This is a genomic window from Sagittula salina, from assembly GCF_017813235.1.
Lineage (GTDB): Bacteria > Pseudomonadota > Alphaproteobacteria > Rhodobacterales > Rhodobacteraceae > Sagittula > Sagittula salina.
In genome coordinates this window covers 251,427-276,616 of the sequence record NZ_JAGISH010000003.1, presented here as the reverse complement: position 1 = coordinate 276,616, position 25,190 = coordinate 251,427, and the positions used below count along the sequence as shown (strand labels likewise).

The window sequence follows — 25,190 nt, the reverse complement described above, 5'->3', positions numbered from 1 at the left end:
GTTCCGGACCGGTGTCACAGGCGGATGGCCGAAATCAGGCGTCCGTAGTCTGCCTCCTGCGCGTGGGTGGCGCGGCGATAGGAATAGAAGCGCTCCGGGTCAAAGTATGTGCAATGGCGCGTCCATTCGGCCTCCACCCCGGCGCTGCGCAGGCGGTGCAGCCCGTAGGCGGGCAGATCGAACATCATGCGGTCACCCTCGCCCCCGGCGAAGAAACGCGCATTGCCAGGGTCGTCGGCAAGAAAGTCATCGAGGAATTCCGGCCCGACCTCGTAGGCGCGCTGGCTGATCGTGGGACCGATAACGGCGGTGATCGTCTCGCGGTCCGCTCCGAGCGAAAGCATTGCTTCTACTGTCGCCTCCAGAACGCCGTCGCGCGCGCCGCGCCAGCCCGCGTGGGCGGCGCCGATCACGCCGTTCTCCGGGTCCGCGAAAAGCACCGGCTGGCAATCCGCCGTCAGCACGGCGAGCGCGATGCCTGGCGTGGCGGTAACCAGTGCGTCGGCACGGGGCTTCGGGTCCGATAAAGGCGCGTCAAGAGTGACGACTGCCGGCGAATGAACCTGATTCGCGGTGGCCAGTGCGTCGGGGTCGACCTCCATGGCCTCCGCCACGCGGGCGCGGTTGATGCGCACGATTTCCGACTGGTCGGATGAGCCCGGTCCGCAGTTCAGCCCGGCAAAAACACCGGAGGACGCGCCGCCACGCCGGGTGAAGAAGCCGTGGCGGAAGGGCGTAAGGCTGTCTGCGGTGATGATTTCGAGCGTCATTGGCAGGTGACCTCGTCCAGTCCGGGGGGCAGGGGGGCGCCTTCGGGGAAGAGCGCCAGCACCTTGAACAGTGATCCCATTTCGCCGGGGTGCGTCAACCGGCGATGTGCGGCGATGTGGCTTTGCAGCGCATCGCCGCCGAGTTGTGTCGCTAGCGCCTGCGCCCGAGCCGTGATGCCGAGCCGTTCGAGAAAGACGCCCTGGGGGGTGATCGGGGCATGACGCGCGGGTGCGGCGGCGCAGGCCAGCGCGCCAAAGTCGACGTGTGCAGTCAGGTCGGCCTCGCCGGGCGTGGCGAAGGGATCGACCGGTGCGTGCCTTCGCAGGGCCTGAAAGGTGTCCCCGATGCTCTGCCTGTCGCCATAGTCGATGACCAGCGCGACGCCGCCGTGGGCGGCGATGCGGCGACCGATCTCCTGTGCGACGGCCTGACCGGGAGCGCAGGTTTCCACGATCTGGCCGGGGGTCGTGTCGCTCAGACGGTGCTCCAGCGCCTCGACCGGGGTCGGGTCGGTGAGGCCGCGCGTGAGCCGACCATCGTGGAGGCCGACGACGCGCTCTTGCCAGCCATTTGCGTGACGCTGGAACTGGCGGACCGGCAGCGCGTCGAAGAATTCGTTGGCGATCAGGAACAGCGGCGCCTCCGGCAGCGTGGCGAGGCTGTCGTGGAAGGTCGCGCCGGGAACACGCTTTGCCTGTTCGGCGCGCAGGGCCGGGGACGTCTCGACAAGGTGGATAGCGGGGGCAAAGGCGGGAACGCGCGCGGTGGCGCGCAGGATATCGGCCATCAGCGTGCCGCGACCGGGACCGAGTTCCGCGAGAACGAAGGGAACGGGCGCGCCCTGATCCAGCCATGCCTGCGCCAGTGCCAGTCCGACGAGTTCGCCGAACATCTGGCTGATCTCCGGCGCGGTGGTGAAGTCGCCTTCGGCCCCCAGCGGGTCGCGGGTGGTGTAATAGCCAAGCGTGGGATGTGACAGGCAAAGCCCCATGTATTCCGCCAGCGTCAGCGGCCCGGTGCGGGATACCTGCCGTTCGATCAGGTCCTTGAGGCTCATGTCCGCCGCGCCCGCAAGAGGAAGATCACCCCGGCGAGGATCATGGCAAGGCTCAGAAGCTGGCCCTGGGTGATGCCCGCCCCGCCAAGCTGGATCGCATAGCCCACCGCATCGTTGGCGGAGGTGAACTGTTCGTCGGGTTGGCGAACGAATTCGACGAGGATGCGCGCGCAGGCATAGCCGATAAAGAAGGTCGCGGCGATCACTCCCGGCCTTTTCAGCGCGCCGCGCGCCGCGAGAACCAGCAGGACAAGCCCGAGCAGCAGCCCTTCGAGACCCGCTTCGTAAAGCTGGCTGGGGTGGCGCGCGCAGAGTTCGCCAAGCGGCTGGCCACAGGCCTGCGCCGCCTCACCGGGGAAAGTCACGCCCCAGGGCAAATCTGTCGGGCGGCCCCAGAGTTCCGCGTTGACGAAGTTCGCCAGTCGTCCCAGCAGAAGTCCCGGCGGGGTCGCCAGCGCCAGAAGGTCCGCGACGGAGAGGACTGGGGCCTTGTTTCCAAGGCACCAGATCCACGTGGCGACAACCACGCCAAGAAGCCCGCCGTGGAAGGACATGCCACCCTGCCAGATCATCGCGATCTCGGCGGGGTGCTGCAGGTAGTAGCTGGCATTGTAGAAGAATACGTAGCCCAGCCGCCCGCCAAGGATCACGCCGAGGATGATCCAGGTCAGCAGGTCTTCGATCTGCGCGGCGCTGGCGGGCGCGGTATTTCCAGGCCAGAGCCTCGGGCGGTTCAGCGCCATGATGGCGATGCGCCAGCCGATCAGGATGCCACCGATATAGGCCAGCGCGTACCAGCGCAGCGCGAATTCCATGCCAAACAGGCTGAAGGAAAACAGTTCGGGCGAGAGGTTCGGGAAGGGGATAGCGGCGATCATGCGGCTTGATGCCTCTGCGTCTTGGGGAGGTCAACCTTGAGGCCCCGACTTGAGGCCTGAGGCCATGCAGCCCATATAGAGGGGGAATGCAACGCCGGAGTGACCAATGCAAACGCGCAACAAGGTTTTTGACGATCTCTCGCAGCTGATGACCAATGCCATGGGCGTCGCGCAGGGAGCACGAGAGGAGGCAGAGACTGCCTTCAAGGGGATGATTGACCGCTGGCTGGCGGAGCGCGACTTCGTGACCCGCGAGGAATTCGACGCCGTGCGTGGCATGGCGCAGAAGGCCCGCGAAGAGAACGAGGCGCTGAAGGCGCGCATTGCCGCGCTGGAAGACAAGATCAAGTAAGCGGAACAGGTTTGCGCCTTGCGTGGCAAGGCCCTGTGATGTGAGGCGGGCGCGGCTCTGACGAGTTGCGCCCGCCTTTCCCGTATCACCGGCCCTGCGCCGGCGGCACAGGCGGCCCAGGCGGACAGACGAGGGGCCGGCCCCTCGAACTCCCCGGAGTATTTCTGCCAAGAAGAAGATGGAACAGCTGCCCGTCTGGTATACCATTTGACTTGAGTCCGCGCTTTGGTGTTTGTGTGAGCGCAAACGGGGAGGCGTGGCATGTATCTCGGGCTGGATCTGGGCACTTCGGGCCTGCGGGCTTTGCTGGTCGACGGCGGCGGCGCGCCTGTGGCCAGTCTGTCCGAAAGCTACGCCACCACACACCCGCACCCCGGGTGGTCGGAGCAGGATCCGGCGGTCTGGGTGGCGGCCGTGGACAGGGTGCTGTCGCGCATGGCGGCGGAGCGACCCGGCGACATGGCGCAGATCAAGGGGATCGGCGTTTCCGGGCACATGCACGGGGCGGTCTGCCTGGACGACGTGGGCACCGTGGTGCGGCCCTGCATCCTGTGGAACGATACCCGCAGCCACGCGGAGGCCGCTCGGCTGGACGACGCGCCGCAGGTTCGGGCGTTGTCGGGCAATATCGTCTTCCCGGGTTTCACCGCGCCGAAACTGGTCTGGATGGCTGCGCACGAGCCGGAGACCTTTGCCCGCGTGGCCACGGTGGTCCTGCCCGCAGGCTACATGAATTTCCATCTTACCGGAGAGACCTTTGCCGATATGTCGGATTCGGCGGGCACCTCATGGCTCGACACGGGCGCGCGCGACTGGTCGGGGCCGCTGCTGTCGGCGGGGGGGATGCGTCGGGAGCAGATGCCACGCCTGATCGAAGGATCGGAAGTCGGTGGCACCCTGCGACGCAACCTGGCGGAGCGCTGGGGGATGCGCGGCGATGTGGCGGTGGTCGGCGGCGCCGGGGACAATGCCGCCTCCGCCTGTGGCGTGGGGGCGATGCGCGAGGGGGAGGGGTTCGTTTCTCTCGGGACCTCGGGCGTGCTGCTGACCGGGCGCGACGGCTATGCGCCGAAGCCCGAGAGCGCCGTGCATACCTTTTGCCACGCGGTGCCGGGGCAATGGTACCAGATGGGGGTGATCCTCGCTGCGACCGATTCGCTGAACTGGCTGTCGCGCGTCACCGGGGCGCCGCCGGCGGAACTGTCGAAGGAGTTGGGTGAGACCATCAGCGGACCGGCGCGTCTGCGGTTCCTGCCCTACCTGTCCGGCGAGCGCACGCCGCATAACGACGCACGCATCCGGGGGGGATTCCTGAACATCGAGCAGGCCACCGACCGCCGCGCCATGACGCAGGCGGTGATGGAGGGCGTGGCCTTTGCGCTTGGCGATTGCGCCCGCGCGCTGGGCCAGACCGGCGCAGATCTTCATTCGATGCTGGCGATCGGCGGTGGCGCGGCCTCGCATTTCTGGGTGGAGACCATCGCCACCGTGCTCGGTGTACCGCTGGACCTGCCGGAGGCGGGCGACTTCGGCGCGGCGCTGGGGGCTGCGCGACTGGCTATGGTGGGTTGCGGCGCGGGTACGGTCGAGGAGATCATGGTCCGCCCCGGCGTGCGCGCCACGGTGGAGCCGGTGATCGCCCTCGCAGGGACCTACGCGGAGGCGTTCGCGGCCTACCGCGCGACCTATCCCGCGATCCGCGATCTGAGCTGACATTACCGGGGAGGAGATTGACATGACCGGATTTTTCGACGGCATCGACGCGCTACGCTACGAAGGACCCGACAGCGACAGCGAACTCTGTTACCGCCATTACAACCCCGACGAGGTGGTGATGGGCAAGCGCATGGAGGACCACCTGCGCTTTGCCGTGGCATGGTGGCATTCGCTCGCGTGGGAGGGTGGCGATCCCTTCGGCGGGCAGACTTTCGAGCGTCCCTGGCACCCGCAGGACGACATGGGCCGGGCAAAGCTGAAGGCCGACGTCGCCTTTGAGATGTTCGAGAAGCTGGGTGTGCCCTTCTACTGCTGGCACGACGCCGACATCCGGCCCGAGCAGGGCTCCTACCGGGATAACCTGCGCACGTTGGAGGAGATCACCGACTACATGGGCGAAAAATCCGAGGGCAGCGGCGTGCGCTGCCTCTGGGGCACGGCCAACATGTTCTCGCATCGGCGCTGGATGTCCGGCGCCTCGACGAACCCCGATCCCGACGTTTTTGCCTATGCCGCCGCGACGGTGAAGGGCTGCATGGACGCGACGCACAAGCTTGGCGGCGCGAACTACGTGCTCTGGGGGGGCCGCGAAGGCTACGAGACGCTGCTGAACACCGACCTCGGGCAGGAACTGGACCACATGGGCCGCTTCCTGAACATGGTCGTGGATTACAAGCACAAGATCGGCTTCGAAGGCACCATCCTCGTGGAACCGAAGCCGCAGGAACCGTCCAAGCATCAGTACGATTACGACGCCGCCACCTGCATCGGCTTCCTGCGCAAGTACGGGCTGGAGGGTGAAGTGAAGCTGAACCTCGAACAGGGGCACGCGATCCTCGCCGGGCATAGTTTCGAGCACGAGATCGCCGTGGCGGTGGCCGAGGGGATGCTGGGCAGCATCGACATGAACCGCAACGACTACCAGTCGGGCTGGGACACCGACCAGTTCCCCAATTCCGCGCCGGAGGTGGCGCTGGCCTATTACCATATCCTGAAGGGCGGCGGCTTCACGACCGGCGGGACCAATTTCGACGCCAAGCTGCGACGGCAGAGCCTCGACCCCATCGACCTGCTGGCGGGGCACGCGGGCGCGATGGACGTCTGCGCCCGTGGGCTGAAAGCAGCGGCGGCCATGCTGGAGGACGGTGGGCTGGAGCGCGCACTGGAGGAGCGTTACGCCGGGTGGCAGCGTCCAGAGGCGCAGGGGATGCTGGCCTCCGACCTCGCATCCCTGCAAACTCGTGTTCTGGACGAGGGCATCGAGCCGCAGCCGCGCTCCGGCCGGCAGGAGCGGCTGGAAAACTACGTCAACCGCTTCGTCTGAACCCTGCGCCATCGGTTGCCGTGAAGGGCGCACCCGGTGCGCCCTTTTTCGTGCGTGATTCGGTTCGTGGACTTCGGACAATCCACCTGGCGAAGAAAATGGTCGCGATTTTCCCGATTTTCGGGATGTTTCCGAAGTGTCCGTTTTCACAGCGATTGACGTCCGCGCGACCGGGGATCGTTGCGTCAACCAAACGGTTTTTCATTGCTTTGTGACAAACCTTTGCGAAGCGTTAAGGCGAACCTCGGGGGAACGACAATGCACAAGCCGCCTTTTATCAGCCAATTTCTCTCTCATCTCTTCGGAAAGGGACACCGGGTCGAAACGATCTTCGGCGGTTTCGGGGATGATGACATCCAGACCGGACCGGGGCGGGCGCGGGTCTTTGCCTCTTTCGGCGACGACACGGTGACGGCGGGCGGAGAGGCCACGGTACACGGTGGTTTTGGCGATGACGTCATAACGGCGGGTGACGGCGGCCTGACAGCCTTCGGTGAGTTTGGCGACGACCTGATCACCGGCGGCCAGGCGAATGACAGCCTGAACGGCGGACACGGCGACGACACCATCGCGCTGGGCCTCGGCAATGATCGGGTCGATGGCGGGCGCGGTTTCGACTCCGCCATCGTGACCGGCTCCATCGCAGATTACGACGTTTGGACGCGTGGGCGTCAAACGGTTGTGCTGACCTCCTCCGAGGGCCGTGACGTGCTTCGTGGCGTCGAAGAAATCCGCTTTGATGACTACACGTTCTATCGTGACGGTCGGAACAACGCGGTGGCGGCAGAAGCGGACGAGCTTGCCACCGCAGAAAACGATCCGGTGAGCGTGGCCTCCGCCGATCTGCTGGCCAATGACCGGGATTTCGACGGCGACGCGCTGAGCGTCGTCTCGGTCGATGGGGCCTCGGCCGCAGGCGCGGCGGTTGCCTATGACGGAACGGCCGTGACCTACACGCCGGGCGCGCTCTTCGATGCGCTGGCGGAGGGCGAGACCGCCACCGACAGCTTCACCTATCTGGTCACGGACGGGCAGGGCAGCACGGTGGAGGGCACCGTCACCGTGACCATCACCGGCACCAACGACGCGCCCGTTCTGAGTGTTGCGAACTCGGTCAGCGTGGCCGAGAACGGCACCGCCGTGACCACAGCGAGCGCTTCGGACGTGGACGGCATCGCGCGCTTCTCGCTGGCGGGCGCTGACGCGGCACTGTTTGCCATCGACGCCACGACTGGGGCGCTCTCCTTTGTGGCGGCGCCCGATTTCGAGGCCCCGGCGGATGCGAATGGTGACAACGACTATGAGGTCACGGTGATCGCAACCGACGACCTTGGCGCCACCGATACGCAGGATCTGACGGTCACGGTCACAGACAGGCTTGAGATCGACGCCCGTATCAACGAGATACACTACGACAACGCCAGCACCGACGTGGGCGAGTTCGTCGAGGTCCGAGTAGCGGCGGGGGCGGATGCCTCGGTGCTGAACGTTCTGCTGTACAACGGGTCGAACGGGGCGGTCTACAACACGCTGTCCCTGCCTGCGGCACCCACCAGCACCACGGGTGGCTATGACTATTACCTGATCGAGCTTCCGGCGAACGGACTGCAGAATGGCGCTCCGGACGGGGTCGCGCTGGTAGGCAGTAACCTTTCGGGCGGAACCGACGTTCTGGAGTTCCTGTCCTACGAGGGTACGATGACCGCCGCCGACGGGCCTGCGGCGGGGATGACCTCCACCGATATCGGTCAGGCCGAGACCTCCTCGACGCCAGTCGGCGCCGCGCTGGAGCGTGCCGAGGATGGCGATAGCTGGTCCGTGACCGAAAGCGACACGCGCGGCCTGAACAACGATTACGAGCCGCCCTTTCCGGGCCGCATCAACGAGTTCCACTATGACAATGCCAGCACCGATGTGGGGGAGTTCGTCGAGGTCCGCGTCGCGCAGGGCACGGATGTGTCGGGCGCGTCCATCGAGCTTTACAACGGTAACGGGGGCGGCCTTTACAACACGCTGGCGCTGCCCGCCGCGCCTGCCAGCACTTCGGGCGGGTACGATTATTACCTGATCGAGTTGCCAGTGAACGGATTGCAGAACGGGTCCCCTGACGGGCTGGCGCTGGTCAACAATGGCACAGTGGTGGAATTCCTGTCCTACGAGGGCACGTTCACCGCCGCCGATGGCACAGCGCAGGGGATGGACTCCTCCGACGTGGGGGTGGCCGAGACAACTTCGACATCGATCGGGTCCGCGCTGGAGCGGGCCGAGGACGGCGACACGTGGTCGGTGACGGATGCAGACACGCGAGGCGCAACGAACGATTATGTCCCGCCCTTCCCGGGCCGCATCAACGAGTTCCACTATGACAATGCCAGCACCGACGTGGGGGAGTTCGTCGAGGTCCGCGTGGTCGAAGGCACGGATGTCTCTGCGGCTTCGGTCGTGCTGTACAACGGCAACGGGGGCGGCACCTATGGCAGCCCGCTGGCGCTGACCGGCGCGCTCTCCAGCGCGTCGAACGGTTTTGACTACTACCTGATCGAGCTGCCGGTGAACGGCCTCCAGAACGGTTCTCCGGACGGCTTTGCGCTGGTGAACGCCGGTACGGTGGTCGAATTCCTCTCCTACGAGGGTACGATCGAGGCAACCAGCGGCCCCGCGCTGGGCCTCACCTCGTTCGATATCGGCATCTTCGAAAACGGCTCCGGCCCGGTCGGGGGCGCGCTGGCGCGCGACGAGGGCGGCGACAGCTGGTCCGAGGTCGCAACCGACACGCGCGGCGCGGCGAACGGTGCGGGCGGCCCCACGGGGGAGAGTGCGCCCTATGCCTTCGACTTCGAGACGCCCTTTGACACGGTGGGCTGGCAGGCGGTTTCCGTCGACGGCGACGCGGTGAACACATGGTACGGCAGCAGCTTCAGCGGCGATAATTTCGCCGCCGTGAATGCCTATGGCGATTCGGAGGCCGCGGACGACTGGCTGATCTCGCCGCAGATCGACATCTCGGGTCTCGCGACGCCGGTGGCCCGCTTCGACAACACGAAGAACTTTGATGATACCGGCATCGGCACGGAGGTGACCTTCCTCTGGTCCGCCGATTACACCGGCGGCGATCCCGCCGCCGCGACATGGACCGAGCTGCCCTTCGATCCCTCGACCGGGGGCTACACTGAAACACCGTCGGGCGAAATCGACCTGTCGGGTCTGCCCTCCGGCCCGGTTTCCTTCGCCTTCCGTTACCAGTCCTCCGGAACCGGCTCCGGGTCGTCCTCGGTCTGGCAGATCGACGATTTCTTTGTCGGGGAAGCTACCGTCGTCCCACCGCCGCCCTCCGAGGTCACGTTGATCTCGACCATTCAGGGCGCTGGCGCGGCTTCTGCCATGGTGGGCCAGCTGGTCACGGTCGAGGCCGTGGTGGTTGGCGATTTTCAGGACGGGTCCTTTGGCGTCGATGGCGACCTGAACGGCTTTTACTTGCAGGAAGAGGATCTGGACAGCGACGGAGTGGCGCTGACCTCCGAAGGTATCTTTGTCTTTGACGGTGCGCTGCCGGGTGTCGATGTCAAGGCGGGCGACCGGGTGCGGGTGACGGCCACGGTGGCGGAGTATTTCGGAGAAACACAGCTGCAATCCGTCTCTTCCGTCGAGGTGCTGGAAAACGGGGTCACCTTGCCCACCGCGGCCACGATCGCCTTCCCGACAGCCTCGCTGGTGACGAACGCCGATGGTGTCATCATGGCGGATCTCGAAGCCTACGAGGGGATGCTGGTCACCGTGCCGCAGACGATGACCGTCTCGGACCTCTATGACCTCGGCCGCTATGGCGAAATGGGGCTGAGCGCGCAGGGGCTGGTGGAGACCTACACCCAGAACAACGAACCCGACGCGGCGGGCTTTGCCGCCTTCCTCGATGAGGCGGCCGCCAACACGCTGATCGTCGACGACGGCAACTCGGTGCAGAACCCGTCCGTTATTCCGTTCGAAATCGCTGGCGAGTCGGGCCGTATCGCGGGCGAGTTCGACGCGGAAGACGCGCTGAGTGCTGGCGACACGGTGAACGACCTGACGGGCGTGTTGCGCTATTCACGCGGGTCGGGAGGTTCGGGGGACGAGATTTACCGCCTGAACCTGACCGAGACGGCGCAGTTCGTGGACACCCAGCCGCGCGACACCGCGCCACCGGACGTCGGCGGGTCGATCAAGGTATCTTCGTTCAACGTGCTGAACTTCTTCACCTCTCTGGGAGACGAGGGGCTGAGCGCCGGACCTGACGGGGCTTCGGTGCGCGGTGCTGACAACCTCGCGGAGTTCGAACGACAGGCCGAGAAGCTGATCGCCGCCCTGTCGGCACTCGACAGCGACGTGATCGGATTGCTGGAGGTGGAGAACGAGATCGGCGATCAGAATGGCGACGGCGAGTATGCCATCGGTTACATCGTCGAGCATCTGAACCTCGCGACGGGCTCGAATTACCAGTACGTTGATCCGGGGGTGAACTACCTTGGTTCCGACGCGATCATGGTGGGGATGATCTACGACGCCGACACGGTGCAACTGGCCTCTGGCACGACGGTGGAATTCCTGACCGACGACATGCTGGCGGGACTGGGCGCCGATCCGGGCAATCCGGTGTTCGAAGGCCCGGGCACCTCACGCGTACCGCTGGCCGCCACCTTCGAGGAGATCGCGAGCGGAGAGACCTTCACCGTCGCGGTGAACCACCTCAAGTCGAAAGGTTCCGTCAGCCCGTTTGGCGACAACGCGGGCACCGGCGACGGCACCGGCAACAACAACGAGGCGCGCACGCAGGCGGCGGAGGCAATCGCCACTTGGCTGGCCAGCGATCCGACCGGCTCGGCCGACAGCGACGTGCTGATCATCGGGGACCTGAACGCCTACGCGATGGAAGACCCGATCCAGCTGTTGGAGGACGAGGGTTTCGTCAACATGATCGAGGAGTTCCTCGGCGCGGACGAATTCGAGCTGTCCTTCGGCTTCCCGGCGGATCTCGATTCCACGCCGCAGGCGCAGACCTTCGGCGCGCTCGACTATGCGCTGGCCAGTGCGTCCCTGGCGGCGCAGATCACCGGCGTGTCCGAATGGCGAATCAATGCAACCGAGGCTTCGGTGATCGATTACAACACCAACTTCCTGCCAGCGGATCAGGTGGATGATCTCTACAACGCTGATCCCTACCGGTCCTCGGACCACGATCCGCTGATCATCGGTCTGAACCTTGGTCCTACGCCGCTTGACCTCGTAATGTGAGTGCAGCCGTTGCCAAACAAGAACGCCGCCCCGAGGGGCGGCGTTCTGCGTTTCTGATGACGATGGGCGGGATCAGACCTTCAGAACCGGAATGATCTGCTTCTTGCGTGACATGACGCCGGGCAGCACCACGGTGTCGCCGGTCACGGTCGCGCCAAAGGATTTCTCCGCGACGCGCTTCACGAGGTCGTTCGGGACCAGCAGGGTCGCCTCTTCCTTCAGGATGTCCACCACGAAGAGCAGCACCTGATCAACGCCGTCCTCGGTCTGAACCGCCTTGAAGGTCTCCATCAGGCTGTCCTTGCGGCCCAGCGGGATCTCCGGCGCGGTCGTTTCCAGCACGGAGACCCGGAAGGAGGTGCCATCGACCTCATATTCCTTCGAATCCATGCGGATCAGTTCCGCGTCGGAGAAGGCGGAGACATCGGATTTCGCCGCGAACATCTGCGCCGCGAACTCGGTGATGTTCACGCCGAGGTCATCTGCCAGCCCCTGCGCCACGGCGCGGTCATGGTCGGTCGTGGTGGGAGAGCGGAATTCCAGCGTATCGGACAGGATGCAGGTCAGCGCGGCGCCCTTCACGGCGGTCGGGGCCTTCGCCATGTCCTGTGCGCCGATCAGGTCGACCATGATCGTCGCGGTGCAGGCCAGCGGGCGCACGGTGATGTCGATCGGGCCCTTCGTTTCCAGCCCGCCGACCAGCTTGTGGTGGTCGATGATCGCGGTGATGTCGGCGGCGTTGATGCCGGCGGGCAGCTCGGCGGGGTTGTTGGTGTCGACGATGACGACTTTCTGGCCTTCGGCCACATCGGAAATGATCTCCGGCTTATCAAGACCCCAGTGCTGAAGCATGAAAGCGGCCTCGGTGTTGGGCTCGCCCAGCAGCACGGGCTTTGCCTCGGTGCCCTTCACGGTGTTCAGGTACCACGACCAGAAGATCGGGGAGCCGGTGGAATCGGTGTCTGGCGACTTGTGGCCGAAAACGAGCGTCGTCATGGGGTGTCCTCAAGCGTGGGATGGGTTTGCGCGCGCTATACCGCCGCGCCGCCGACTTGTCACCCCGGCTGAGGCGGGTGCGACCATGGCGGCGGGGAGGAAGGCTTTTGGGAGGAAAAGCCATCACGCAGGCAGACCTTCCGTCCGAAAGGTCTGCTCCTCACCGTGGCAAAGGGTGGCGCACCTTGTTGTACGGGGTCCAGTCCTTGATTTCGGGGTAGTGCCTTGCCCGCCAGGCACGCACCTTCGGGTTCATCACCCGGCGCCAGATCGGTGGCACCAGTGCCGCCAAGGACATCAGCGGGTAGCCGTAGGGCAACTGGGGTGCGTCCTCCGCCGGGTAGGTCTGCAGCAGCGGGAAACGCCGGTCGGGCTTGTAGTGGTGGTCGGAGTGGCGCTGGAGGTTGATCATCAGCCAGTTGGTCGCCCGGTGCGCGGCGTTCCATGAATGCCGGGGCAGAACGTGCTCGTAGCGGCCATCGCCCAGATGCTTGCGCGTCAGCCCGTAGTGTTCGACGTAGTTCACCAGTTCCAGCTGCCAGATCGCCACCGCCGCCTGCACGAGGAAGAACCCTACGCCTGCCCAGCCGCCGACCAGCCAGGCAATCCCCAGCATCGCCGCCTGCAGCACCCAGTAGCGCCAGAAGGGATTGGAGGGGTGCGTCCAGCGCAGGCCCTTGCGCGCCAGCATCGCCTTCTCCGCCTTGAAGGAGGAGACGAGGGATTGCCACAGAACGCGCGCGAAGAAGCGGTGAAACCCCTCGTTGTAGCGCGCAGTTACCGGGTCGCGCGGCGTGCCGACGTAGCGGTGGTGCACCAGCAGGTGTTCGGAACGGAAATGCGAGTAGAGCACCATGGCCAGCAGGATGTCCCCCAGCCAACGCTCGCGCGCGTTGCGCTGGTGCAGCAACTCGTGGGCGTAGACAATGCCTACCGTGCCGCTCATCACCCCTGTCCCGAACATGACGCCGAAGGTCTCCCATCCGCCCAGGTCGGAGCGGGAGACGGACCAGATCACGCCGAAGAGGGTGACGAACTGCACCGGCACCCAGATCTGCGTCAGCAAACGATACCAGAAGAGCTGGTCCTCTGTCGTTTCGAGGTCGGCGTTGTCGGTGTTCAGCCCGAAGGCCACGTCGATGGCAGAGAACAGGTACCAGGTGATCAGCGGTGCCAGCAGGACCCACGCCCCGCCCAGCAGGGCGCCGGTCCAGACGAGCGGTATCAGGAGGAAGGACAGGAAGAACGGCAGTGCTGCGGTCAGACGCGCGATTCGCTCGGCGGGGATGGAGGCCTGTGCTTCGGGCGGGCTGGTTTGGGTCATGACGTCTGCTCCGGCTTTGCGCGGTTATACCTCCGCCCCGTCCTGTCGGCAAAGCGGTCAGCCGCCTTTTGCGAGATCATAGGCCTTTCGCATCACGGTTGGCAGATCACCGGGGCTGAAATCTGCCAATTCGATGAAATCTCCGCGTAACGGCGCCCGTTCCATCGGTACCAGCGCGGTCTTAACCGTCAGGATGAGGTGAAAATGGGTGAAGGTGTGGCGCGCCTCGGCGCCCTGCGTTTTCCATTCGGCGCGGATCGGCGGGTCCTCGGCGGGCGCGTCCTGCGTCACGTCGCGCCATTCCGTCCCCGGCCAGCCCAGCATTCCGCCCAGAAGCCCCGTTTCCGGCCGGGTTTCCAATAGCCAGGCACCATCTACACGGCGGGCAAGGTAGGCCGTCCCGCGCCGCACAGGTTTCTTCGGTTTCGGGGACTTCTTTGGCAGCTCCGCCGCGGTGCCCTCCGACCAGCCACGGCAGGCACGCCGCCACGGACACAACCCGCAGGCCGGTCGTTTCGGCGTGCAGATCGTCGCACCGAGGTCCATCACCGCCTGCGCATAGTCGCCGGGCCGTTCCGATGGGGTCAGGACGGCCGCATAGTCCGTCAGTACGCCCTTTGCCGCGGGCAGGGGCGTGTGTTCGTCGTGCAGTCGGGCCATGACGCGCTCCACGTTGCCGTCCACGACCACCTGCGGATCGTCGAAGGCGATGGCCGAGACCGCCGCCGCGGTGTAGCGTCCGATGCCCGGCAGCTTCAGCAGCGCCTCGTGCGAGGCGGGGAAGGTGCCGCCGTGCTCCGACACTACCGCCCGGGCGCATTTCAGCAGGTTGCGCGCCCGCGCGTAGTAGCCAAGACCCGCCCAGGCGGCCATGACATCGGCATCCTCTGCCGCAGCCAACGCCGCAACCGTGGGCCAGCGTTCTGTGAAAGCGCGGAAATAGTCGCGCACCGCCGCCACGGTCGTCTGTTGCAGCATGACCTCCGAGAGCCAGACCCGGTAGGGATCCGGTGCCACGCCGCGCGCGCGGTCGGACGGTGACACGCGCCACGGCAGGTCGCGTGCGTGGCGGTCGTACCAGTCCAGCAGATCCTGTGACAAAGAAAGGTCACGCAAGGGTGAGCATCCTGTTATGCAATGAGGGCTGGCGCCCTCCGACCGCGCCTTTACAATAGCCTCGGAACACAGGAGTCAACGGCACCCTCATGGCCCCCCGCAAGACCACCACTTACGGCTTTGCCCGGGCGGAGAAACTGCTCTCCGGCCAGATCCGCAAGGCATCCGAATCGCGCGGCTTCGCGGAAAGCCGCGTGTTGACCCATTGGGCTGAAATCGTCGGCGCGGATCTCGCCGCCGTGACCCGCCCGGTCGAGGTGAAATATGGCCGCGTCCGCATGGACGGCAAGGTGCACAACGAATACGGCGGCAAGCTGGTCGTGCTGACGAAGGGCAGCTTTGCCCCCATCCTCGAGATGCGCAAGGCCGAGATCGTCGAGAAGATCAACGCGGTATACGGCTATTGCGCGGTGCGTCACGTCATCGTGACCCAGACCGCCCCCACAGGGTTCTCCGAGGGGCAGGTGTCCTTTGACCACCGTCCCGCAAAGCAGCACGAGCGCGCGCCGAAGCAGGAGGCCGTGACCGAAGCCCGTACCCTGTCCGAAGGGGTGGCGGACGAGGGCCTTCGCGCGGCGCTTGAACGACTGGGTGCAAACGTCATATCCAAGACCGGACAGACCCGGACCCGTTCGGCGGACTGATCCGACAAGCAGACAAGAGGCATGTATTCATGAACAAGCTCCTGACCTCCGGTGCAGTCGCACTGGCCCTTATCGCGGGCGGCGCGCTTTACATAACGCAGGGCGCATCCACTGCCTCCAACGGGGCGATCACGCTGCCCGGAGCCGCCATGGCGCAGGAATCCGAGCCGTCGAAGACGCTTCCCTCGAACGAGGCGGAGGCCGTGAAACCGGTCGAGATCATCGAGATGGTCGAAGGGTCGGAGGACGCGCCGATCACCGTGATCGAATACGCCTCCTACACCTGCCCGCATTGTGCCAGCGCGCAGGCCAATCTGATTCCGCAGCTGAAGAAGAACTATATCGACACCGGCAAGGTGAAGTTGATCTACCGCGAAGTCTACTTTGACAAGTACGGCATGTGGGGATCGATGCTGGCGCGTTGCGGCGGTCCGGAGAAGTTCTTTGGCATCACAGACATGATCTACAAGGCGCAGGACGACATCCTCGCGCCCGCGCGTGACGGCAACGATCAGGGCGCCATCGAGGAATTGCGCAAGATCGGCCGCCTCGCGGGAATCTCCAACGAGGAACTCGATAGCTGCCTGAACGACGAGCCGAAGCTGCGCGCGCTGCTCACATGGTTCCAGAAGAACGCCACCGAGGACAACATCGAATCCACGCCGTCTTTCATCATTGACGGCGAGAAGTATTCCAACATGAGCTACGCGGATTTCTCGAAGGTCCTCGACGACAAGCTGGCGGAATGACCGCAGCGCCACGCGGCCCGCTTTCGGGCCTGAAAGTGATCGAACTGGCCCGCATTCTTGCGGGCCCGTTCGCCGGTCAGACGCTTGCCGACCTCGGCGCCGAGGTCATAAAGGTCGAAAGCCCCGCTGGCGACGACACGCGCCGCTGGGGGCCCCCGTTCATCGACCGCGGCACAGAAGAGACGGCGGCCTATTTCCACAGCTGCAACCGGGGCAAGACTTCCGTCACTGTGGATTTCACCACGCCCGAAGGCCAGGCACGTGTGCGCGAACTGGTCGAAGACGCAGACATCCTGATCGAGAACTTCAAGGTCGGCGGGCTGGCGAAATACGGGCTGGATTATGCCGCCCTGTCCGAGGTCAATCCGCGGCTGATCTACTGTTCCATCACCGGCTTTGGGCAGGACGGGCCTTATGCGCACCGTGCGGGCTATGACTACATCATTCAGGGCATGTCGGGCTTCATGTCGATCACCGGCGATCCTGACGGTGCGCCTCAGCGGGCAGGGGTCGCGATTACCGACCTCTTTACCGGGCTCTACTCCGTGACAGGGATCCTCGCGGCGCTGCACCAGCGGCATCAGACGGGGCGGGGGCAACATATCGACATGGCGCTGCTCGATTGCGCGGTTTCGGCCATGGCCAATCAGGCGCAGAACTACCTGTCGACCGGGACTCCGCCAGCGCGGACCGGCAACTACCATCCGAACCTGACGCCCTATCAGGTCTTCGAATGCGCCGACGGGCACATCATCATCGCCACCGGAAACGACGCGCAGTTTCAGCGCCTGTGCCGCGTGCTGGGGATGGAAGATTTGCCAACCCGGCCCGAGTTCCTGACCAACGCCGCCCGCATCGGCCACCGCGAGGACATGACCGAGCGTTTGACCGGCGGCACGCGCCAATTGACAAAGGACGCGCTGCTGGCGGCCTGCGAGGCCGAAGGCATCCCCGCCGGACCGATCAACGACATGGCCGAGGTCTTTGCCGACCCGCAGGTAGCGGCGCGCGGGATGCAGATCGCGCCCGGTGGCATCCCCGGCGTTCGGGCGCCGTTCCGCTTCTCCGACGCGGCTCTGACGCTGGACAAACCGGCGCCCACGCTGGGCAATGGCGACGGCTGATACCCGCCGGATGGATCAATTGCCATTGGTTCCGAAATCCTTCATGACGGAGCGATGACCGACATCAGTTCCCCGCGCACCCGTGCTCTTTTCGTGCATCTTCTGACCGCCACCGGGGCGGTGTTTGCCATGCTCGCCCTGCTGGCGGCGGTGCAGGAAAACTGGCCGGTGATGTTCCTTTGGCTGGTGGTCGCCTTTGCCGTGGACGGCGTTGATGGCCCGCTGGCGCGCAAATACGACGTGAAAACCAACGCCCCGCGCTTTGACGGGGTGCTGCTGGATCTCATCATCGACTATCTCACCTACGTGTTCATCCCGGCCTTCGCCCTGTTCCAGAGCGATCTGCTGCCCGGATGGACCGGCTGGTTCGCGATTATCGTTATCACCTTCGCCAGCGCGATGTATTTCGCCGACAGCCGGATGAAGACCTCGGACAACTCCTTTCACGGCTTTCCGGGTTGCTGGAACATGCTGGTGCTTGTGCTCTTCGCCATAAAGCCGGGGTTCTGGGTGATCATTCTGCTCGTCACCGTGCTGGCCGTGGCCATGTTCCTGCCGCTGAAATTCATCCACCCCGTGCGGACGGAACGGTGGCGCGCCCTGTCGTTGCCGGTGGCGCTGGCATGGACGTTCTTTGCGGGCTGGGCGGCCTGGGTTGAGTTCCACCCGCAAAGCTGGGCGCACTGGGGGCTGATCGTGACGTCCGTCTATCTGATCCTTGTCGGGATCGTGCAGCAACTGGTGCCGGAACGTCGGTAAACCCTGTCCGGGACGCGATGCTTGCACCGCGTTTGGTTCGCCGCTATACGCCCCCGGTGGCTCGGGTCCGAGGATCCCGGTCCGATTCCTTTATCATCGAAAGCCGCGGTTGGCCCAATCCCGCTTCGGGGGTCACATCCGGCAAGGAGAAGCGACATGAAACTGCATGAACTGCGCGACAATCCTGGCGCAACCAAAACCAAGAAGCGCGTCGCGCGCGGCCCGGGTTCGGGCAAGGGCAAGACCGCTGGCCGTGGTATCAAGGGTCAGAAATCACGTTCGGGTGTGGCCATCAATGGCTACGAAGGCGGCCAGATGCCGCTGTACCAGCGCCTGCCGAAGCGCGGCTTCAACAAGCCCAACAAGCTGCACTACGCCGTCACGAACCTCGGCCTGATCGAGAAGTTCGTCGACGCCGGTAAGCTGGACGCCGCCAACATCACCGAAGAGACGCTGGTCGCTTCGGGCCTGGTGCGCCGCAAGCTGGACGGTATCCGCGTTCTCAACAAGGGTGACGTGACCCGCGCGCTGACCATCACCGTGACCGGCGCATCTGCATCCGCAGTCGATGCCGTGGCAAAGGCGGGCGGTTCCCTGACCGTCGCCGCACCGGCCGAGGCAGCAGCGGAATAAACGCGCGCGTGCCGTAGGCACCGTGAAAGCGCCTTGTGAGCGGACGCCGCTCCGCATAAGTAGGCCTTAAGTTTTCCCTATACGCCGCCCGAGCTGGAAAACGCTCCGGGCGGCGTTTGTCTGAAAGAGAGATCCGCATGGTATCCGCAGCAGAACAGATGGCCGCCAACACCAGCTGGGCGGCCCTGGGCAAAGCCACCGACCTGCGCAACCGCATCTTCTTCACCATCGGGCTGCTGATCGTCTATCGCCTCGGCACCTATATCCCGGTTCCGGGCATCGACGGCGCTGCGCTGCGACAGTTCGTGGAGCAGGCAAGCACCGGCGTCGCGGGCATCGTGTCGATGTTCACCGGCGGCGCACTGGGGCGGATGGGCATCTTCGCCCTCGGTATCATGCCCTATATCTCGGCCTCGATCATGGTGCAGCTTCTGACGGCCATGGTGCCCTCGCTGGAGCAGCTGAAGAAAGAAGGCGAGCAGGGCCGCAAGAAGATCAACCAGTACACCCGCTACGGCACCGTTCTGCTGGCGACCCTGCAGGCCTATGGGCTTGCCGCCTCGCTCGAGGCTGGCGACATGGTGACCGATCCGGGCTGGTACTTCCGCGCCGCCTGCGTGATCACGCTGGTCGGAGGCACCATGTTCCTGATGTGGCTGGGCGAACAGATCACCGCACGTGGTATCGGCAACGGTATCTCGCTCATCATTTTCGTGGGCATCGTGGCCGAGCTTCCCGCCGCGCTGGCGCAATTCCTCGCCTCCGGGCAGTCGGGCGCGCTGAGCCCGGCCGTGGTGGTCGGCGTGGTGATCGGCCTCGTCGGGCTGGTGGCCTTCGTGGTCTTCATGGAACGCGCGCTGCGCAAGATCACCATTCAGTACCCGCGCCGTCAGGTCGGTATGAAGATGACCGAGGCGCAGCAGTCGCACCTGCCCATCAAGGTGAACCCGGCTGGTGTGATCCCGGCGATCTTCGCCTCCTCGCTGCTGCTGCTTCCGGTGACGATTTCGACCTTCTCGGGCTCCGACTCGGCCGGTCCGGTGATGTCGACGATCCTTGCCTACTTCGGTCCCGGACAGCCGCTGTACCTCGCGTTCTTCGGTGGGATGATCATCTTCTTCGCCTATTTCTACACGTTCAACGTGTCGTTCAAGCCGGACGACGTGGCGGACAATCTCAAGAACCAGAACGGCTTCGTTCCCGGCATCCGGCCCGGCAAGAAGACCGCCGACTACCTTGAGTACGTGGTAAACCGCGTACTGGTCGTCGGCTCGGTCTACCTTGCCGCCGTCGCCCTGCTGCCGGAAATCCTGCGTACGCAGTTGTCGATTCCGTTCTACTTCGGTGGCACCTCGGTGCTGATCGTGGTCTCCGTTGTCATGGATACCATCCAGCAGGTCCAGAGCCACCTGCTGGCGCATCAGTACGAAGGTCTCATCCAGAAATCTCAGTTGCGTGGTAAAGGGAAGGCCCGCAAGAAAAGGGGAGGACCGGCGCGGCGATGAACATAATTCTTTTAGGACCGCCGGGGGCGGGCAAAGGCACTCAGGCACGCTTCCTGGTAGAAGAACGCGGCATGGTGCAGCTCTCCACCGGGGACATGCTGCGCGAAGCCAAGGACAGTGGTACGGAAATGGGCAATCGCGTCGCCGAGGTCATGGCGCGCGGCGAGCTGGTTACCGATGAGATCGTCATCGGTCTGATCCGCGAAAAGCTGACCGCCGGTGGCGCGGCGGGCTTCATCTTCGACGGCTTCCCGCGCACGCTGAAGCAGGCGGACGCGCTGGGTGAACTGCTCGAGGAAGTCGGCCAGTCGCTGGACAAGGTCGTGGAGTTGCGCGTCGAGGACGAGGCGCTGGTAAAGCGCATCACGGCGCGCTCCACCTGCGGCAAATGCGGCGAGGTCTACAACGACATCACGAAGCCGATCCCTGAGGACGGCAAATGCGTGAAGTGCGGCGGGACCGAATTCAAGCGCCGTTCCGACGACAACGAGGACAGTCTGCGGACACGGCTTATGGCCTACTACAAACAGACCGCGCCCCTGATCGGCTACTATTACCATGCGGGTAACCACTGCCGCGTCGATGGCTTGGGCGAGATGGATGCCATCAAGGCGGCCATTGCTGAGCAACTCGACGGCTAAGGTGGATCTCTTGCACTGAATGAAGGCCGACCTCTCCGGGTCGGCCTTTTTCGTGGCGGCTGCGGTAGTGCGCCACATGCGTCGGGATGGATGGAATCCCTGTCCGGCGTCACTGTCGGCGTTGAGACCCGTGAGGACTTCAAAACCGTTCCGGGCCAATACACCGGCGACGATACCTTCCCGGTGATCGGGACGCCAGGGACGGACAAAATCTTTGCCAACGGCCAGCCGATATGGTGACGGTGGAGAATTTCGAAACTGGCCGGGACGCGCTCCGCATCTGGGTAGACAGCGACACCCCGCCCCGGGGCCGCGACGATCAAACGGTCACATTGTCTGAACGGGGGGGGTATACGGGCGTCAGCGTGGAATGTCGTTTGACCGCCGTCTTGCCCGGGATCACCGGGCTCGACCCTGGACCGATCGAGGCCGGCAACTGGCCCGCCACCTGAATTGCGAGGGTTGGGCAGGTCTCCGCTTGACACCCCCGGCGAATCCTTCTACCCACCCCCATCTCTGAAAAGAGCCGCTTGGTCGTGATGGGTCGCTCCCGTCCCGACGATCACCTGATCAGCTGGGCCCGATGGCAGATGCCTCGGGCCTCATGTTGTGAAAAAAGGGCCCGGTGCTACGGGCTCGCAACGAAAAGGAACAGAGACTTGGCACGTATTGCCGGCGTCAATATCCCGACCGCAAAGCGCGTTCCCATCGCGCTGACCTATATCACCGGAATCGGCCACACTTCGGCCAAGGCCATCTGCGATGCCGTTGGCGTCGACCAGACCCGCCGCGTGAACGAACTCTCCGACGCAGAAGTGCTGGCGATCCGCGAGCACATCGACGCGAACTTCACCGTCGAAGGCGACCTGCGCCGCGAAACCACGATGAACATCAAGCGTCTGATGGACCTCGGTTGCTACCGCGGCCTGCGCCATCGCCGCAACCTCCCCGTCCGCGGTCAGCGGACACACACGAACGCTCGCACGCGCAAAGGCCCCGCAAAGGCCATCGCCGGCAAGAAGAAGTAAGGGAGGATACGACCAATGGCACGTGATACCCGCCGCGCTGGCAAAAAGAAGGTTTCCAAGAACATCGCAACTGGCGTTGCGCATGTTAATTCGACCTTCAACAACACCAAGATCCTGATCTCCGACGTTCAGGGGAACGCAATTGCATGGTCCTCCGCTGGCACCATGGGCTTCAAGGGCTCGCGCAAGTCGACGCCCTACGCAGCCCAGCTCGCCGCAGAAGATGCAGGCAAGAAGGCGCAGGAACACGGCGTGAAGACGCTGGAAGTCGAAGTGCAGGGCCCGGGCTCGGGTCGTGAATCGGCGCTTCGTGCGCTGGCTGCAGTCGGCTTCAACATCACGTCGATCCGCGACGTCACCCCGATCGCACACAACGGTTGCCGCCCGCCGAAGCGCCGCCGCGTCTGATCGATCCTGAATTCCGGACGGGGCGGGGGGCATTCCCCTGCCTCGTTCTGTCGTTTTCACAACCTCGGGCGTCTGTTCCTACTGGACATGGGGAACAGGCAGGTATGGAGGGAACTGCATGATCCACAAGAATTGGGCAGAATTGATCAAGCCGACCCAGCTTGAGATCAAGCCGGGCGCCGATCCGTCGCGGCAGGCCACCGTCGTGGCCGAACCGCTGGAGCGTGGCTTCGGCCTGACGCTGGGCAACGCTCTGCGTCGTGTTCTGCTGTCCTCGCTTCAAGGCGCGGCCATCACCTCGGTGCAGATCGACAACGTCCTGCACGAGTTCTCTTCGGTGGCCGGTGTGCGTGAAGACGTCACCGACATCATCCTGAACCTCAAGCAGGTTTCGCTGAAGATGGAAGTGGAAGGGCCCAAGCGCCTGTCCGTTTCCGCCAAGGGTCCGGGCGTTGTGCGCGCTGGGGACATTCAGGAAAGCAACGGCATCGAAATCCTGAACCGCGATCACGTGCTTTGCCACGTTGACGAGGGTGCCGAAGTGTACATGGAATTCACCGTGAACACCGGCAAGGGTTACGTGTCGGCCGACAAGAACAAGCCCGAAGATGCGCCCATCGGTCTGATCCCGATCGACGCCATCTACTCGCCGGTGAAGAAGGTCGCCTACGACGTTCAGCCCACCCGCGAAGGCCAGGTTCTCGATTACGACAAGCTGACACTGAAGATCGAAACCGACGGCTCGGTGACGCCCGAGGATGCGATTGCCTTCGCTGCGCGCATCCTGCAGGACCAGCTGTCGATCTTCGTCAACTTCGACGAACCGGAATCGGCCACGCGTCAGGACGACGAGGACGGTCTGGAGTTCAACCCGCTGCTGCTGAAGAAGGTCGACGAGCTGGAGCTCTCGGTCCGTTCGGCAAACTGCCTGAAGAACGATAACATCGTCTACATCGGCGACCTGATCCAGAAGACCGAAGCGGAGATGCTTCGCACCCCGAACTTCGGCCGCAAGTCCTTGAACGAGATCAAGGAAGTGCTGTCCGGAATGGGCCTGCACCTCGGCATGGACGTCGAGGACTGGCCGCCGGACAACATCGAGGATCTGGCCAAGAAGCTGGAAGACTCGTTCTGAGTATCGGTGGGGGAAACCTCACCCTTCGGCGGGGCGGAGACGCCTCGCCATGACCACCCGGGCACGGGTTCGAAACCTGGGCCCCAAGGAGAGCCGGTGACACGCATCGCTGGCCTGACAAAGCAAAACCGCCCGTAGAGGGCACATTAGGAGTAAGACAATGCGTCACGCAAAAGGCTATCGCCGCCTGAACCGCACCCACGAGCACCGCAAAGCCCTGTGGGCAAACATGGCGGGCTCGCTGATCGAACACGAGCAGATCAAGACCACCCTGCCGAAGGCCAAGGAACTGAAGCGGATCGCTGACAAGCTGATCACCCTCGGCAAGCGCGGCGACATTCACGCCCGCCGTCAGGCACGCGCACAGCTGAAGCAGGACATGCACGTCGCCAAGCTGTTCGACGTCCTTGGCCCGCGCTACGCAGAGCGTAGCGGTGGCTACACCCGCGTTCTCAAGGCTGGCTTCCGTTACGGTGACATGGCTCCGATGGCAATCATCGAACTGGTCGACCGCGATGTGGACGCCAAGGGCGCTGCAGACCGCGCACGCCTCGAAGCGCTCGAAGTCGAGGAATAATTCTCTCCCTCGCGGAGACGTATAGGCCCCTGCCATTCTGGCGGGGGCCTTTGTGTCTTTGGGCCATAGCATATCCGGTCCGAAAAAGCTTCGGTTCCCGCTGCGGCCTTGGGCTGTGCTTGGCTTGTCGATGATCGCTCGCTCAAGGGCTCCCGACTCAAGGGGCGCATTGCCTCGCTCCTTGCTCTGCTGGCCTTGGCGCCGACACGACGGCGAAGCCAACGATAAGACGAGAAATCACCACGCGGCGAATGCAGCGTGGTGAAAATCTGGCTTCTGCATGGTTTTGCCGACCCGAAGAAGCCGATCGCGACAATCACGGCGCCACGCTAACGGACCAGGCGGGCTCTCCTGCCTGGGGCGGGAGTGCCCGCATACCGGCCGACCGGTCAAGTCGCGTCCAGTTCCTTTTTCACAAGTTTCTCGATCTCGCGAACTGGATGGTTGGTAAGTGTTTTCGGCACTTCGGCAATGACTTTGTCAGCCACTTCCTTGTGCATTTCCTCCCGCAATACACCCAGCACCTGCGGGGAAGCGACGATAACGAGCTTGTCGAAATGGCCCTTATGCGCTTCGTCATAGAGTTTTTCGGCCAGATCCGCGGCGAAACGGTCCTTTGCCAGTTCGTGCCAATCCGTGTCGTCCAACGCTGACCGCTGGCCGGGACCGCCATCGCTCATGCGACCCGGCCGGTTCGCGGATTGTGCCCGATCCGAAGGATTATCCTGCTCTTCCTCGTCAAAGACATCGAGGTTGGGGTTCTCGTGGTCGGTCAGGTTTCGCAGAAACAGCGCCTTTTCGCTGTCCGCTACCACGATCCAGGTACCCTGTTTCAGTTCAGTCATTTTATTTCTCCTCGCCGGTGCCATGGTGGCCGCCAAGGTTACCCTGCCCCGATTCGTCCGATTTCGTCACGCGAGTGGCGCCGGCGCGGTCCTTCTCGGCGCGTTTTTCTTCGTCGCGGGTACCCACGGCGCGCTCGAGGTTGCCCTGCGCGCGCCCCTGCTGAGACGGCGTCTCGACGTCGTCGACGTACTCTTGCGTTTCACTGGTGCCATCCTGGGATCTGTGTCGCTCGACCATCGGGTCCTCCATCGTTTCGTTGTTCGCAGGCCCAACGCCAGACCGCTGCCCCGCGTTCCGTGTCCTGGCCTCCGAAGCGCGCTCACGGCCGTGCGATTTGCA

General features: G+C 64.3%; 23 protein-coding genes. 15 read left to right on the top strand and 8 right to left on the bottom strand.

What is annotated here, in order from left to right; all coding sequences use genetic code 11:
* Window positions 1-14: 14 nt before the first annotated feature.
* From pgeF to lgt, 3 genes are read right to left on the bottom strand one after another with little or no spacing between them, the layout of a single operon-like run.
* Window positions 15-770 (bottom strand): peptidoglycan editing factor PgeF, encoded by a 756-nt coding sequence (gene pgeF, locus J5474_RS07525; protein ID WP_209360193.1) that lies wholly within the window; start codon window positions 768-770, stop codon window positions 15-17.
* Window positions 767-1,828 carry a class I SAM-dependent methyltransferase gene (locus tag J5474_RS07520; protein WP_209360192.1) on the bottom strand — a complete coding sequence of 354 codons (1,062 nt, stop codon included), beginning with the start codon at window positions 1,826-1,828 and terminating at the stop codon, window positions 767-769. The genes pgeF and J5474_RS07520 overlap by 4 nt, the downstream gene beginning before the upstream one ends.
* A complete protein-coding gene (lgt, locus tag J5474_RS07515; RefSeq protein ID WP_209360191.1) occupies window positions 1,825-2,706 on the bottom strand; it encodes a prolipoprotein diacylglyceryl transferase in 882 nt (293 codons plus the stop codon). Before lgt ends, J5474_RS07520 begins: the two co-directional genes overlap by 4 nt.
* 106 nt (window positions 2,707-2,812) lie before the next feature.
* Between lgt and J5474_RS07510 the strand changes: the two genes are divergently transcribed.
* The 4 genes from J5474_RS07510 to J5474_RS07495 all read left to right on the top strand — a co-directional run bounded on the left by J5474_RS07510 (window position 2,813) and on the right by J5474_RS07495 (window position 11,366).
* Window positions 2,813-3,058 (top strand): accessory factor UbiK family protein, encoded by a 246-nt coding sequence (locus J5474_RS07510; protein WP_209360190.1) that lies wholly within the window; start codon window positions 2,813-2,815, stop codon window positions 3,056-3,058.
* A 261-nt stretch (window positions 3,059-3,319) separates the two neighbouring features.
* Window positions 3,320-4,771: a xylulokinase gene (gene xylB / locus J5474_RS07505; RefSeq protein WP_209360189.1), complete on the top strand. Its 1,452-nt coding sequence runs from the start codon at window positions 3,320-3,322 to the stop codon at window positions 4,769-4,771.
* A 22-nt stretch (window positions 4,772-4,793) separates the two neighbouring features.
* Window positions 4,794-6,098, top strand: a complete 1,305-nt coding sequence (gene xylA / locus J5474_RS07500; RefSeq protein ID WP_209360188.1) for a xylose isomerase — start codon at window positions 4,794-4,796, stop codon at window positions 6,096-6,098.
* A gap of 258 nt (window positions 6,099-6,356) precedes the next feature.
* Window positions 6,357-11,366, top strand: coding sequence for an ExeM/NucH family extracellular endonuclease (locus J5474_RS07495; protein WP_209360187.1), 5,010 nt, complete (start codon window positions 6,357-6,359; stop codon window positions 11,364-11,366).
* Between the two features lie 72 nt (window positions 11,367-11,438).
* Here the strand turns inward: J5474_RS07495 and J5474_RS07490 are convergent, their stop codons facing one another.
* The 3 genes from J5474_RS07490 to mutY form a co-directional block, all read right to left on the bottom strand.
* Complete coding sequence (locus J5474_RS07490; protein WP_209360186.1) at window positions 11,439-12,362, bottom strand: manganese-dependent inorganic pyrophosphatase; 924 nt, start codon at window positions 12,360-12,362, stop codon at window positions 11,439-11,441.
* 160 nt (window positions 12,363-12,522) lie between these two features.
* Window positions 12,523-13,686, bottom strand: coding sequence for an alkane 1-monooxygenase (locus tag J5474_RS07485; protein ID WP_209360185.1), 1,164 nt, complete (start codon window positions 13,684-13,686; stop codon window positions 12,523-12,525).
* 57 nt (window positions 13,687-13,743) lie between these two features.
* Window positions 13,744-14,802 (bottom strand): A/G-specific adenine glycosylase, encoded by a 1,059-nt coding sequence (mutY, locus tag J5474_RS07480; RefSeq protein ID WP_209360184.1) that lies wholly within the window; start codon window positions 14,800-14,802, stop codon window positions 13,744-13,746.
* 89 nt (window positions 14,803-14,891) lie between these two features.
* On the opposite strand from mutY, the gene J5474_RS07475 reads away from it, so the two are divergent.
* From J5474_RS07475 to rplQ, 11 genes are all read left to right on the top strand, one after another.
* Window positions 14,892-15,446, top strand: coding sequence for a DUF721 domain-containing protein (locus J5474_RS07475; protein WP_209360183.1), 555 nt, complete (start codon window positions 14,892-14,894; stop codon window positions 15,444-15,446).
* A gap of 29 nt (window positions 15,447-15,475) precedes the next feature.
* Window positions 15,476-16,195, top strand: a complete 720-nt coding sequence (locus J5474_RS07470; protein WP_209360182.1) for a DsbA family protein — start codon at window positions 15,476-15,478, stop codon at window positions 16,193-16,195.
* Window positions 16,192-17,319, top strand: a complete 1,128-nt coding sequence (locus tag J5474_RS07465; protein ID WP_209360181.1) for a CaiB/BaiF CoA transferase family protein — start codon at window positions 16,192-16,194, stop codon at window positions 17,317-17,319. The genes J5474_RS07470 and J5474_RS07465 overlap by 4 nt, the downstream gene beginning before the upstream one ends.
* Window positions 17,320-17,373: 54 nt before the next feature.
* Entirely contained in the window at window positions 17,374-18,078 is a 705-nt protein-coding gene (locus J5474_RS07460; RefSeq protein ID WP_209360180.1) for a CDP-alcohol phosphatidyltransferase family protein, read from the top strand.
* Between the two features lie 156 nt (window positions 18,079-18,234).
* Window positions 18,235-18,711 (top strand): 50S ribosomal protein L15, encoded by a 477-nt coding sequence (rplO, locus tag J5474_RS07455; protein ID WP_209360179.1) that lies wholly within the window; start codon window positions 18,235-18,237, stop codon window positions 18,709-18,711.
* Between the two features lie 137 nt (window positions 18,712-18,848).
* Complete coding sequence (gene secY / locus J5474_RS07450; RefSeq protein ID WP_209360178.1) at window positions 18,849-20,216, top strand: preprotein translocase subunit SecY; 1,368 nt, start codon at window positions 18,849-18,851, stop codon at window positions 20,214-20,216.
* Window positions 20,213-20,857: an adenylate kinase gene (locus J5474_RS07445; RefSeq protein WP_209360177.1), complete on the top strand. Its 645-nt coding sequence runs from the start codon at window positions 20,213-20,215 to the stop codon at window positions 20,855-20,857. Before secY ends, J5474_RS07445 begins: the two co-directional genes overlap by 4 nt.
* Before the next feature lie 659 nt (window positions 20,858-21,516).
* The gene (gene rpsM / locus J5474_RS07440) at window positions 21,517-21,885 is read left to right on the top strand and encodes a 30S ribosomal protein S13 (RefSeq protein ID WP_209360176.1); all 369 of its coding nucleotides are present in this window, start codon (window positions 21,517-21,519) and stop codon (window positions 21,883-21,885) included.
* 15 nt (window positions 21,886-21,900) lie between these two features.
* Window positions 21,901-22,293 (top strand): 30S ribosomal protein S11, encoded by a 393-nt coding sequence (gene rpsK / locus J5474_RS07435; protein WP_209360175.1) that lies wholly within the window; start codon window positions 21,901-21,903, stop codon window positions 22,291-22,293.
* 118 nt (window positions 22,294-22,411) lie between these two features.
* Window positions 22,412-23,428: a DNA-directed RNA polymerase subunit alpha gene (locus tag J5474_RS07430; RefSeq protein WP_209360174.1), complete on the top strand. Its 1,017-nt coding sequence runs from the start codon at window positions 22,412-22,414 to the stop codon at window positions 23,426-23,428.
* A gap of 160 nt (window positions 23,429-23,588) precedes the next feature.
* A complete protein-coding gene (gene rplQ, locus J5474_RS07425; RefSeq protein WP_209360173.1) occupies window positions 23,589-24,005 on the top strand; it encodes a 50S ribosomal protein L17 in 417 nt (138 codons plus the stop codon).
* Window positions 24,006-24,394: 389 nt separating this feature from the next.
* Here rplQ and J5474_RS07420 read toward each other — a convergent pair whose 3' ends face one another.
* Window positions 24,395-24,850: a host attachment family protein gene (locus J5474_RS07420; RefSeq protein WP_209360172.1), complete on the bottom strand. Its 456-nt coding sequence runs from the start codon at window positions 24,848-24,850 to the stop codon at window positions 24,395-24,397.
* Between the two features lies 1 nt (window position 24,851).
* The gene (locus J5474_RS07415; protein ID WP_209360171.1) at window positions 24,852-25,088 is read right to left on the bottom strand and encodes a hypothetical protein; all 237 of its coding nucleotides are present in this window, start codon (window positions 25,086-25,088) and stop codon (window positions 24,852-24,854) included.
* Window positions 25,089-25,190 lie beyond the last annotated feature (102 nt).